Raw genomic sequence first — 13,195 nt, 5'->3', positions numbered from 1 at the left:
AGCATAAAAATCAATATAATTCTAAACTATAATATTCTTGAAATTCCAGTATCTTTAGCAGCCTTTTCAACAGCATTTGCAACAACTTCAACTATTCTTATATCAAAAGGTTTTGGAATAATATAATCCTCATTTAGTTCACTGTCTTGTATTATTTGCGCAATAGCATTAGCTGCAGCAACCTTCATTTCTTCATTAATATCACTTGCTCTTACTGCCAAAGCACCCTTGAATATTCCTGGAAATGCCAAAACATTATTTATTTGATTTGCAAAATCAGATCTTCCTGAACCTACTACTCTTGCTCCAGCCTCTTTTGCTAAATGAGGCATAATTTCAGGAATAGGATTTGCCATAGCAAATACAATTGCGTCCTTATTCATAGAAGCTATCATCTCTTTTGTAACAACATTTGGTGCTGAAACTCCAATGAATACATCAGCATTTTTTATAGCATCTTCTAATTTTCCTTTTTCACTATTAGGGTTTGTAATTCTAGATATTTCTTCTTTTAATGCATCATTATTTTCTTTTCCTTGATATAGTATCCCATTTTTACCACATACTAAAATATTTTTAGCATTCATATTCAGTAACATCTTAACAATTGCAGATCCTGCTGACCCTGATCCATTTACTACAATTTTTATATCTTCCCATTTTTTATTTACTAATTTTAATGAATTTATTAATCCTGCTGTTGTTACAATAGCAGTTCCATGTTGATCATCATGAAATACTGGAATATCTAATTCCTCTTTAAGTCTTCTTTCAATTTCAATACATCTTGGAGCTGAAATATCCTCAAGATTAATTCCTCCAAATGTAGGTGCTATTTTTTTTACCAAATCAACAATTTCATCTACATCTTTTGTATCAACACATATAGGAAATGCATCTACTCCTGCAAACTCTTTAAAAAGTACAGCTTTTCCTTCCATTACAGGCATTGCAGCCTCAGGACCAATATCTCCAAGTCCAAGTACAGCAGTTCCATCACTCACAATGGCAACTAAATTCCCCTTTGAAGTATATTTATATACATCTTCCTTATTTTTTGCAATTTCTCTACATGGCTGTGCAACACCAGGTGTATATGCTACACTCAATTCATCCTTATTAGTTACAGCAACCTTAGATACTACACTAATCTTTCCTTTATATTCCTCATGAACCTCTAATGCTTTTTTAGAATAATCCATATTTTATCTCTCCTTTATGCTTCAAATTAAATCTACATACTCTTTTATATTAAATAGTATGTTTTTTCATAATCATTTTCAATATTTATAACTTATTATAAATATTTTGTAAATTAAAAACATTTCGTTATTTATTTTTCAATTTCAGATGTTCAATCAATGTTATCCATAAATCAAAAAACTCTTATTGATAATATATTATCAATAAGAGTTTTATTTTTTAGTCAGGTTTATATTTGTAAAGATATGAAGGTCTCCCTCTAGAGCCATATTCTATCTTTTTATCAATACTTCCTATTTCATCTAGATAATCTAAATATCTTCTAATAGTAACTTTTGACATACTCATATTTTCGGATATCACTTCGCTAGATAATAAGTCATCTTTGTTTTCTTTTAAAAATTTAATTATCCTATTCAAAGTAAATCTATGAAGTCCTTTTTTTAAATCTTTTTCTTTATATTCCTTGTCCAAGTTCATAAATAACTTATCTATTTCCCTTTGTTCTATAAACGCTTTTCTCACCAATATATTTTTTCTATCTTTATAATTTAATAATGATTTTTCCAACCTCTCAAATTCAAACGGCTTTACTAAATAATCTACTGCACCTAATTTTAATGCTTCATTAATCTTATCTGTATCATTTGCAGCTGTAACCAAAATAAAATCTACCATTTTATTTTGGTTTCTAACACTTCTAAACAATTCCATACCATCTAGCTTAGGCATATAAATATCTAGTATTACTAAATCAATTTTTGTATCATTTATTATCTGAATAGCATCTTCTCCATTATTTGCAATAGATTTTACCTTAAACCCATCTATTTTATTGATAAATCTTTTATTTAATTCTGCCAGCATAGGATCATCTTCTACTACAAGTACATAAATCATACTTTTTCCTCCTTAGGTATTCTAACTAAAACACTTGTACCTTCTTTATACTTAGAGTCTATAAGTAGCTTTCCTTTTAACTGATTAATACTTTTTTGAACTAAGAATAATCCTATTCCTCCTTCATCTTTTTTAGTAGTAAAACCTCTTTTGAATATATGTTCTATATTTTTATCTTCTATGCCTATTCCATTATCATTAACCTCTATTTCTACAAAATCATTGACATCTTCTATTCTAAAATAAACTTCCCCATCTTCTCCTTTTCTAATTATAGCCTCCATAGCATTATCTAGTAAATTTCCAATAATCGTAAGTAAATTTTCATTCTGAATATTTTTATAGTGTTTCTCAAGATAACAATTTTCACATAATTCAATATCAATATTTAATTCTTTAGCTCTATTTAACTTACCTAGTATAATCGCTGATATAGTTGTATTTTTTATATTCTTCGTAAGGAAAAATCTCATTTGCTCTTGTTCTTTTACAATATCTTTGATATACATTCTTAGTTCATCTATCGCATTTAACTTTACAAGACCTAATATAACATGTAATTTATTCATAAACTCATGAGTATTTGCCCTTAGTGCTTGAATAATTTGTCTTACACCTGTAATTTCTTCTGCTAATCTTTTAACCTTTGTTCTATCATTAAAAGATGCCATAGCTCCTATAATTTCATCTCCATCCTTCATAGGAACCCTATTAGTCAATATCACTGTATCATTAATAATTTGTTCTTGGTTATACTCACATTCTCCACTTTTTAAGACTTCTAATAATCTACTTGTTGGAAATACATCTAATACATATTCTCCTACTACATTTGGTTTTTTTATATTAAGTACCTTTATAGCATAGTCATTAACTAAAGTAATCCTTCCTTTTGAATCAATAGCAATAATCCCTTCCATTATAGATTCAAGCATAGCTCTATTTTCCTTATACAAATATACAATTTCATAAGGCTCTAATCCTAAAAGGCTATCTTTTGTTCTTTTTGCAATTATTAATGCACCTATTATTCCCAAAATTATTCCAAACAAAGTAAATCCGCATATAGTTATAAGTGCATCCGCTCTGAATTCTTTAATATCTTTATATAGTACTCCAACCATTACAAACCCAATTTGATCTTGTTCATAAAAAATAGGTTCAAAAGCCCTAATGGAAATTCCAAGTGTTCCCTTTGCTTGTGATATATATCCAACGCCTTCATTTATAACCTTTTGCTCATCTCCTCCTACAAAATGCTTCCCAAGCTTGTCTTGGTTTGGGTGAGCATATCTTATGCCATTCATATCAGCTATAGTAATAATATCTACTCCATCTAATTCTTCTAATAACTTATGCATACTTTTTTGAATTTTTGTGAAATCTTTTTGCTTCAAGCCCTTTTGAATATCAGGCGAGCTTGATAATATTACTGATATATTTTTTATGTTGTCTTCTACCTTATTTTGTATATTATCTAGTGACCATTTTCCTACAAATAAAATACTCATTCCTATTGATACAAGAATTAATACAATTATTAGCATAGCAATTTTAGTTTGAAAAGAAAGACTTTTTTTCATAATTAGCTCCTTAATTAATTCTATAATTAAGTTTATTATAATAATTAGAAAAAATCAAACAATTACAAACAAAACACACTATCTAATTCTAGTGTGTTTTTCATGTCTATAAATCCCTTCTTTGAAATTTTCTAACAGCTAATATTATCATACTCAATATATAAACTATAATATAAATCATCATAGCAGAGCTTGGCTGAGTATTTGAACTAATAAAACTACTTATGCTCAAATTTAATCCTGATGATGTAGTAAATAACAGTGAAGAAGTCTTTCTATAAATCACATCTGATGGCATAATAAGGCTCGTTATAATCCCTATGTTGTTCAAAGCTTGTTTTGTGGATTCAATAGTAATAGCTATAGATATTTGCTCTAAAAAACCACCTATCATAGCACAAAAATACATTATAACTAATATAACTCCAGATGCCATTGTCGACATAAAAGAGCTAAAAAATATTCCTATTGATGTAAGTAAGATCGGTAAAAGGTACAGTGTTAATAAAGACTTTAATATAGACTTAAATGCTAAATTAACTATCATCCCTTTTCCAAAAAATATATTAAGACCTATTATACTAGAATAAAAGAATGTAATATATGGTATTAACACTAATAATACTCCTATAAATTTTCCAAAAACTATTTCATACCTTTTTATAGGTTTTGCCAGTATAGCATCATAAGTTCCATTTTCTATTTCAGATGAAATAGCTCCAACACTTGAAAAAATGGATAAAAAAGATATTATAAATATCATTGCATAAATTCCCATAGTTATAAGCTGACTTGAAATAGTAGTTCTCATAAATGCTTCTTGAATTTCTAGTGAGTCATATGCATAATTTAGTGCAGTACCGTATAATATTAGAAAAGCTACTGTAAGTGCAAGAGTTAAGTAAAGTATTTTTTTCTTTCTTATTTCAATAAAGGTAAGCCTTATTATTGTACTCATCTTTCATCCTCCTCTCCCACGGTATTTATAAATAATTCTTCTAGTAGATTTTCTTTTCTCTTTATCATATATATTAATCCATCATTTCTAACTATTGTATTTGCAACCTTTGGAATATTACTATCATCTACACATATTTCAATTTGATTGTTTGATATATTAACGATAGGATCAAATTTTTTTAATTCACTTACCATATTCTCATTTATATTTTCTACAGAAACTATTACAGGTGAATTTATCAGTTCAGTCATTGTTCCTATCTTTTTCATCTGACCTTTATCTAATATAGCAACTCTATCTGATATCATTTCAACTTCACTTAACAAGTGAGTGTTTAAAAATATTGTCTTTCCTTGTTTTTTTAAGTTAGATATAATATCACGAACTTGCTTTCTTCCTACAGGATCTAGAGCACTTGTAGGCTCATCTAAGAATAATATTTTAGGATTTGAAAGAATAGCACATCCAAGCCCTATTCTTTGCTTCATACCCTTACTATATTCTTTTAATTTCTTATTTTCGTGACCCTTAAGTCCTACTATTAAAAGAACTTCCTCTATTCTATATTTTATATCTTGCTTATTCATTTTGTATAAAAGACCATGATTGAATAAAAGTTCATATCCCGTAAGCCAATTATGGTATTGAAAAAGTTCTGGTAAATATCCTATTTCCTTTCTAACCTCTACATTACCTATTCTTTTGCCAAGAATAGTGGCATTTCCTGATGTTGGGTAAAGTATTCCAAGAAGAGTTCTTACGAATGTACTTTTCCCAGCACCATTTTTCCCAAGAAAACTAAAAACTTCCCCCTCTCTAACAGAGAGGGAAATATTACCAAAACCGCCTTTCCCATTGAATTGCTTAGTTAAATTGTAAGTTTGTATAACCATAATTAAAACATCTCCTCAATAGCTTGTATTACCTCTTTTTCTTCATAATCACTGTTTATTATATACGTATTTCCTTCATAGTTAAAAAATATACTTATATGATAATCCGATTCTTCATTATTTTTTATTAATACAGCAGTTTGTCCATTAATAGATATATCTTTCTTTATTTGAGATTCTGGATTATATGGTATTACAAGTGTAGATTCTAGCTTATCTATAGCTGCAAATTGTCTCTTTAAATTTTCTGGTAATATTTTCATAGTAATTAACGTATTTATTAAATCTTTTTCATCTACATCCTTTGGCATTTTAATCTCTGGTTTTTTCATTTGTACAACTTGTATATAAGTTTCCATTCTATTTTTATTATTTTGTTCTTGTTTATTCATTGTATATGACATAGAATCTTCAAAGCTAATAGCAAAGTTCTTATTATCTAAAGTTTTTGGAAGTTTAATATCTTCTCCCAAATAAGCTAATAAATCATTCGCTTTATCTACATCTAATTTCATATTTAAATTAGATGCTGGAATTTTATTTACATATTCATATTTAAAATTCTTAGGTAATTTGATTATATTGTCTATTTTTAATTCTTTTTTTATTGTATCTTCTGTTGGGTTATCTAAGCCTGGTAGTACTTCTTCTTGTGAAGTTACACTTATATTTCCTATTTCCCCAATTTTAAGCTCACCCTTACCTTTTTCAAATAGTGCTTCAATTTCTCTTATATCTTTCAGACTAATAGCAACAGTTTTTACTTCTTGAACTCTAAAAATCTTTAAGAAATCCTCTGCCATTACTCTAACAGGTTCTGCAAATACTAATCCTGCACAAACAACTAATCCAGCAGCTACTGCCGTCCATTTTTTCATATTTTTATTCATATTTATTTTTCTCCTTTTTTCTATATTTATAATAGGTCTTGATGGTATTTCTAAATCCTTGTTTAGTAAGTTTTTTATTAATTCGTCTTGATGACTTAATGCATTGTATCTTTCTTTACAAATTGAACAAGAATTTATATGTTTTAATACCTCATCTAAATCACCTTCATACGTATTATCTATTATTTGTTGAAGTATCTTTTCTTCATAACACATTAAAATCACCTTCTCCTTTATATAGTTTTAAAAACTTTTTCTTTCCTCGCGCTATAATCTGTCCTATATTATTTTTAGGAATATTGGTTGCATTGTGTATTTCTTCATAAGAGTATCCTGAAAACTTTAAAATAAGACATGTACTTTGTTCATTTGAAAGACTAGATAAAATATTTCTAACTGCTTCTATCTGCTCATTTCTAAATATTTCATCTTCTATAGCGAATATATTATTTGTATCCTCTAACATATTTTCTTCTCTTTTTACTCTTCTTTTTTCACCTCTTATGTGATTAAATGCCAAATTAGTAGCGACTTTAGATAGCCAGGCTCCTACAAACTCTATCTCCTCTTTTGCATTATAATACCTTATAAATACTTCTTGAGTTATATCCTCTGCTAATTCATTACTTCCTAATAAATAATATAATTGTTTATATACTACGGGATAATATTTTTCGTAGTTTAATTGAAATTCTTCTTCTTTTAATTGTTTTTTTCTTAGGATCCCAAAAATCTTAATCACCTCCTGCTTTCATATATATAAACACCACTATATTAAAAAAAATGACACTTGTATTAAAAATTTTTTAATACAATAAATGCCATAGCTTTCATGAAAGCTATAGCATACAATATATCAATCTTCTTCAGGTTCAAATTCCCAGTCAACTTCATAATAGCCCTTTGTGTTTTCTCCAGTAGCAATAAGTCTATATATAGTATTCTTCTTAATAGGTATACTTATACTCGATTTTTTATTTGTATGAAAAGTTGTAACTACTTCTCCATTGTATTTATAAACCCCCAGCTTCAAAGTACCTTTTTTAACCTTAGATTTATAATTTATCTTAAGATTTCCATCTTCATGATATCTTATTTCTGCTTCCTCACTTGAGTTGAATTTTAAATAACTACTTTCAAATGAATTATCAGTCTTAATTACTTCCCCATTAACAGCTTTTTTATACCTATCTATTCCATTATGTATAACCTTAACGGTTAATAATGACCCTCCAAGCAAAGATGTAATTAAAATAAATATAATTAATATTTTTTTTATAATTCTTTTATCAATTCTTATTCTTTTAGGAATATCTTTATTATGTGAATTACATTGTACTTCATTGTAAAAATTATTTTTATAGCTAATTATAAGATATGTAAGAAATCCTAGGTGATATGGGACAAATATAGTAGTTATTGTCCATAAGATAGTATCTAGTGCTTTATTCTTGCTATCTTTATATACATAAACAACTGTAAATATAAAAAATAGAACCTTGCATATACTAATTACAATGCTTACTCCAGCTAATAAGGACATACTATTCATAATATCTAAAATAAAATTATTTATATTATTATTCTCGTACATTTCTACCATTTCCATTTAAATACCTCTCTTTCTTTATATTATAATAACTATTATACACCATTTGTATATTTATGGTTATTTATGTAATTATTTTCACACTATATTTTTTTTGATTTTATTTCAAAAAAATATAGTATGAAACCGATTCCTATGGTACAATATCCTATAATACACATTAAGGGGTGATTTTAATGGATTTAAATAAAATACCTAAGATAGAATTACATTGTCATCTTGATGGAAGTGTTAGACCTAGTACGATATTAGATATTGCTAATAAGGATAGTATAGATATTCCAACTAACGATATAGATGAACTAAAAAAATATATAACTGCTCCTAAAGAATGTCACTCTTTAGATGAATACTTAGCTAAATTTGATGTTGCTAATAAAGTTATGCAGACGAAGGAAAATATTAAAAGAATTACATATGAGCTTATTGAAGATGTTTCAAAATACAATGTAAAGTATATAGAGATAAGATTTGCTCCTTTATTCCATATGGCTAAAGGGCTTAAGTTTGATGAGATAATTCAGAGTGTTTTAGATGGGATTAAAGAAGCTGAGAGTAAATTTGATGTAAGAGCAAATGTAATATTATGTTGTATAAGGCATATGAGTGCTGATGATGCTATATTCACAATAGAGGAAGGTAAAAAGTTTTTAGGAAAAGGTGTTGTTGCAGTTGACCTTGCAGGTAGTGAAAGCTTATACCCACCCGAAAAATTTAAAGTGGCCTTTGATCTTGCTAAAAGTTATGGATATAATATCACGATTCATGCAGGAGAAACTGGAATTGGTGAGAATGTATTTAAATCAATTGAGATGCTTCATGCGCAGAGAATTGGTCATGGAGTATTCGCCAAAGACTGTGCTAAGTCATATCAAATGCTAAAAGATATGGGAGTAACCCTTGAGATGTGCCCGACTAGTAATGTTCAAACAAAGGCAGTTAATGCATACAAAGAACATCCTATAAAAGACTTTTTAGATGATGATATAAGAATTAGTGTAAATACAGACAATATGACTGTATCTGATATAGATTTAGATAGAGAATTTGAACTATTAAGTGAAGTTAAAAGCTTAACTGAAGAAGATTTCAAGAGAATTTATCTATATAGCGTAAATGCATCTTTTACATCTAATGAAGTTAAGAACGAACTTAGAAAATATGTAGACTAATATATAAAAACGCTGGTCATCAAAATATTTTTATGATCAGCGTTTTTAATTCACATTAAGATTGATGCTATTGAGTATAAATATCATTGTTATTTTTATCGCGAAGAATTATACTTTTAATTTCTCTTTTTGATCCATAATTTTCATATGAGATCACTGTTGCCTTTTGTTTATTAGTTGTTTGTGATATCATGTATGGTTCATTTGTATATCCTTTATCTTCAAATTCAACTGTAATATCTTCTGCTCTTTTCCTTAAATCCTCATTATTAATAAATAGAGCAATATAGTTTTCTTTACTATCACTAATTTGCATATATACTATATCATCAGGATGATTACTATTATCAACACTCTCTTCAATATATCTTATTTCATCAGAAGATTCATCACGGTACAACTTCATAATGCCATACTTGGTTTCTTTTTCATAAGTTATTATATAACCATTATCTTTTTTTTCAGTATTAAGTCTTTTAATTTTATTTTTCATTGCAAAGTTATCTACTTCTTCATATGTCAATATTTTGTTATTTGGTTGCTGAGTCTTATCCAAGTCACATCCAAATAGATTAATTGCTAAAATAAAACTAACAAGAATTAATCTATATTTTTTCTTCACTTTGATATTCCTCCTCTTTATTTCATATTTCGATGTATACTTTTGAATTCATAACCATTAAGTAGTATATAATTATGAACAACAAAACTTTCCAAGATAAATCAAATTTATTTGTATACTTATCGGAATAGTTTTATGTTAGGATAAAAGTATATTTTCTTCAGTATCTATATCAAATAAATGTATTTTATCCCCATCCATAGCTAAAACTATTTCTGCATCATCCTCTATCTTATATCTAGTATTTAATCTAGCTGTTACACTTTCTCCAGCTACATTTAAGTATACATAAATTTCTGCTCCCATATTCTCCTGTATTTCAACTTTTGCATTAAAAGCCGTCTCTTTAGAAGCTTCTATAAATGTATCTTCCATATGAATATCCTCTGGTCGTATCCCTAAGAATACATTTTTACCTATATACCCTTTTTTCTTTAATACTTCGCCGTTCCCCATAGGAATTCTTATTTTCACATCATTAAATGAAGCTACTATATTTTCATTTTCTTCATCAATACTAACTTCTATTAAATTCATTTGAGGAGCTCCAATAAATCCTGCAACAAACATATTCTTAGGATTTTGATAAAGCTCTTGTGGAGTATCCATTTGCTGTACAATTCCATCCTTCATAACAACTATTCTATCTCCCATAGTCATAGCCTCTACTTGGTCATGAGTTACATATATAAATGTAGTTCCAAGTTTTTTATGAAGCTTACTTATCTCTGTTCTCATCTGAGTTCTAAGTTTTGCATCTAAGTTAGATAAAGGCTCATCCATTAAAAATACCTTTGGCTCTCTAACTATAGCTCTACCTAATGCCACTCTTTGTCTTTGTCCCCCTGATAGTGCCTTTGGTTTTCTATTTAATACACTTTCTAAACCAAGTATCTTAGCAGCTTCTTTAACCTTCTCATCTATTTGATCTTTAGGTATCTTTCTAAGCTTTAATGCAAATGCCATATTGTCGTAAACGCTCATATGAGGATAAAGTGCATAGTTTTGGAATACCATAGCTATATCCCTATCCTTAGGAGAAAGTTCATTAACTACTCTATCCTCAATCTTAATCTCTCCAGATGTTATATCCTCAAGTCCTGCTATCATTCTTAAAGTAGTAGACTTACCACATCCAGAAGGGCCTACTAGAACAACGAATTCCTTATCGTTTATATCTATATTTACGCTTTTAACCGCCTTATATCCATTGTCATATTCTTTACATATATTATTCAATATTACGTTCGACATAAAACCATCTCCCTTAAGTTTATGAATATATTTTATCATAATTTGTCAATAAAAAAAGAAGCATCAATGCCTCTTTATCCAATATGAACCTTCTCTCTTATTTTTTTCAAGTTAGGTCCAAATTCTTTGTCTAATTCTTTTCTATATTTTTTATATATTTCAGCCAAAAATATATCGTGAACTATAAAACATTCTGCCATAAGCATAAAAGCTTCATTCTCTGTCCATATAGCTTGAGATTTGCTACCTTTAAATACTGAAAATAATGATTCATTACCATCAGAAACAAGTGTAAACCATCTACCTAATTTAATCGTATCTTCTTCCATATATTCCATTTCATGAGAATAGACTTCTCCTACTCTCTCATTTGGTTCTCCATATAAAACCGCAATTATTTCTATTCCTCTTGCTTCAAGCTCTTTTAAATCATTTGCAAAAAAATTATACTCATCCTTCCAGCATTCTAAGTATATAAATTCTTTTGAATTTGAAAAGACCTTTTTTATTTTATTTATTATATTTTCTCTTCCTTGAAAATGCCACATATAAGAAATATTACTGTTAGAATCAAGTTCTTTTACATTTTCTTTTAAAAATTTAACAGTTTCATTTGTGCTTTTTTTGTAATTATCTAAATATTCTTCAAAATTCACAGCTATATATTTAGTAGGATTGTCTCCTATTATATTGACTAGACCTTTTTCTAAAAGTTTATTCATTGTTTCATATATTTTAGCTTGTGGAACTGTAGATAATTTGCTTAATTCATAAGCTGTTATGCCTGGTCTTTTAAGTAAAGCTATATATGCTTTTGATTCATACTTATTTATTCCTATTTTCATCATATTCTCTATTATCTTTTCTTCTTTCATTTCCTTCTCCCTTTCTCAATTCTACAAATTTCTACATACTTATACTAAACTATTATACATCCTATATTATTAACAATTCAAGAAAGATCTATAAAGTGAAACTTAAAAAGGATACACTCTTAGCTTTCGGATAAAATTAATTATTATTCGTAGTATATTAAAATAAAAGAGAAATAGCAAAGCTATTTCTCTTCATGTTCAAATTGTAGATAAAGTGGAACTTAATCCAGAAACTGTAGAATTTTTGTCTAGCCTTAAGAGTGAGTTTGTCCTATAAATTATTTAACTATTAATGTTCCTGTTTTTCCTTCTATTCCCTCTGCTGCTTTTTCCAAAGAAGTAATTAAAGATTTTCTTCCTTCTTTAGAATCTGCAAATTTCATTGCAGCTTGAACTTTTGGAAGCATAGATCCTGGAGCAAAATGACCTTCTTCAATATACTTATTAGCTTCCTCTAAAGTTATCTTTTCAAGCCATTTTTCATTTTCTTTTCCAAAGTTTATAGCAACTTTTTCTACAGCTGTAAGTATTATTAAATAATCTGCATCTAATATTTCAGCTATTTTTTCACTTGCAAAATCCTTATCTATAACTGATGGTACTCCAACTAAAGAATTTCCTTCTTGTACAACAGGTATTCCCCCACCACCAACAGTAATTACAATATGGCCATTATCAACTAAAGTTTTAACTGTTTCCTTCTCTGCTACATCTATAGGCATAGGAGATGGTACAACTCTTCTATATCCCCTTCCTGCATCTTCTTTCATTTTATATCCTTTTTCTATTTCAAGCTTTTTAGATTCTTCCTCTGTATAGAAAGCTCCTATAGGCTTTGTTGGATTTTCAAAAGCAGAATCATTTCTATCAACTATAACTTGAGTCACAACCGTTGCTACTGGTGTATTCATGTTTCTATTTAATAATTCTTCTCTTATAGCATTTTGAAGATGATATCCTATGTATCCTTGACTCATAGCTCCACATTCTGGGAATGGCATTTCTGGAGTATTAGCTTCTGATTTAGATGATATCTCCATAGCTAAATTTATCATTCCTACTTGTGGTCCATTTCCATGAGCTATAATTACTTCATTTCCATCTGCAATTAAATCTACTATTGGTTTTGCTGTATTTTTAACTAGTTCTAATTGCTCTTTAGGATTTTTTCCAAGAGCATTTCCACCTAGTGCTACTACTATTTTATTTTTCATACTAATCCTCCCTCGGTCA

General features: G+C 28.3%; 13 protein-coding genes. 1 reads left to right on the top strand and 12 read right to left on the bottom strand.

The genetic code is table 11. The features are described 5' to 3' along the window. Positions 1 to 26: 26 nt before the first annotated feature. The 8 genes from N4A48_RS05085 to N4A48_RS05050 all read right to left on the bottom strand — a co-directional run bounded on the left by N4A48_RS05085 (position 27) and on the right by N4A48_RS05050 (position 8,039). Positions 27 to 1,202: an NAD(P)-dependent malic enzyme gene (locus N4A48_RS05085; protein WP_293664742.1), complete on the bottom strand. Its 1,176-nt coding sequence runs from the start codon at positions 1,200 to 1,202 to the stop codon at positions 27 to 29. Between the two features lie 220 nt (positions 1,203 to 1,422). Continuing rightward, a complete protein-coding gene (locus N4A48_RS05080; protein ID WP_293664741.1) occupies positions 1,423 to 2,103 on the bottom strand; it encodes a response regulator in 681 nt (226 codons plus the stop codon). Then, the gene (locus N4A48_RS05075; RefSeq protein WP_293664740.1) at positions 2,100 to 3,686 is read right to left on the bottom strand and encodes an ATP-binding protein; all 1,587 of its coding nucleotides are present in this window, start codon (positions 3,684 to 3,686) and stop codon (positions 2,100 to 2,102) included. Before N4A48_RS05075 ends, N4A48_RS05080 begins: the two co-directional genes overlap by 4 nt. Before the next feature lie 106 nt (positions 3,687 to 3,792). Next, positions 3,793 to 4,644, bottom strand: a complete 852-nt coding sequence (locus N4A48_RS05070; RefSeq protein ID WP_293664739.1) for an ABC transporter permease — start codon at positions 4,642 to 4,644, stop codon at positions 3,793 to 3,795. Further along, positions 4,641 to 5,540, bottom strand: coding sequence for an ABC transporter ATP-binding protein (locus N4A48_RS05065; protein WP_293664738.1), 900 nt, complete (start codon positions 5,538 to 5,540; stop codon positions 4,641 to 4,643). Before N4A48_RS05065 ends, N4A48_RS05070 begins: the two co-directional genes overlap by 4 nt. Before the next feature lie 2 nt (positions 5,541 to 5,542). Continuing rightward, positions 5,543 to 6,646 (bottom strand): anti-sigma factor family protein, encoded by a 1,104-nt coding sequence (locus tag N4A48_RS05060; RefSeq protein WP_293664737.1) that lies wholly within the window; start codon positions 6,644 to 6,646, stop codon positions 5,543 to 5,545. After that, entirely contained in the window at positions 6,636 to 7,172 is a 537-nt protein-coding gene (locus tag N4A48_RS05055) for a sigma-70 family RNA polymerase sigma factor (RefSeq protein ID WP_293664736.1), read from the bottom strand. Before N4A48_RS05055 ends, N4A48_RS05060 begins: the two co-directional genes overlap by 11 nt. A gap of 114 nt (positions 7,173 to 7,286) precedes the next feature. Next, positions 7,287 to 8,039 (bottom strand): PLD nuclease N-terminal domain-containing protein, encoded by a 753-nt coding sequence (locus N4A48_RS05050; protein ID WP_293664734.1) that lies wholly within the window; start codon positions 8,037 to 8,039, stop codon positions 7,287 to 7,289. A 176-nt stretch (positions 8,040 to 8,215) separates the two neighbouring features. Between N4A48_RS05050 and add the strand changes: the two genes are divergently transcribed. Further along, entirely contained in the window at positions 8,216 to 9,211 is a 996-nt protein-coding gene (gene add, locus N4A48_RS05045; RefSeq protein ID WP_293664733.1) for an adenosine deaminase, read from the top strand. A gap of 67 nt (positions 9,212 to 9,278) precedes the next feature. Here add and N4A48_RS05040 read toward each other — a convergent pair whose 3' ends face one another. The 4 genes from N4A48_RS05040 to arcC form a co-directional block, all read right to left on the bottom strand. Continuing rightward, on the bottom strand, positions 9,279 to 9,833 hold the full coding sequence (locus N4A48_RS05040; protein WP_293664732.1) for a hypothetical protein: 555 nt from the start codon (positions 9,831 to 9,833) through the stop codon (positions 9,279 to 9,281). A gap of 138 nt (positions 9,834 to 9,971) precedes the next feature. Continuing rightward, on the bottom strand, positions 9,972 to 11,087 hold the full coding sequence (locus N4A48_RS05035) for an ABC transporter ATP-binding protein (protein WP_293664731.1): 1,116 nt from the start codon (positions 11,085 to 11,087) through the stop codon (positions 9,972 to 9,974). A 74-nt stretch (positions 11,088 to 11,161) separates the two neighbouring features. Next, entirely contained in the window at positions 11,162 to 11,962 is an 801-nt protein-coding gene (locus N4A48_RS05030) for a TrmB family transcriptional regulator (protein WP_293664730.1), read from the bottom strand. A gap of 278 nt (positions 11,963 to 12,240) precedes the next feature. Further along, on the bottom strand, positions 12,241 to 13,176 hold the full coding sequence (gene arcC / locus N4A48_RS05025) for a carbamate kinase (RefSeq protein WP_293664729.1): 936 nt from the start codon (positions 13,174 to 13,176) through the stop codon (positions 12,241 to 12,243). Positions 13,177 to 13,195 lie beyond the last annotated feature (19 nt).

Origin of the sequence: Tepidibacter sp. (genome assembly GCF_025210165.1) — a bacterium.
Lineage (GTDB): Bacteria > Bacillota > Clostridia > Peptostreptococcales > Peptostreptococcaceae > Tepidibacter_A.
The sequence above is the reverse complement of the archived record's forward strand: the minus strand, read 5'-3'. Positions and strand labels throughout refer to the sequence as shown.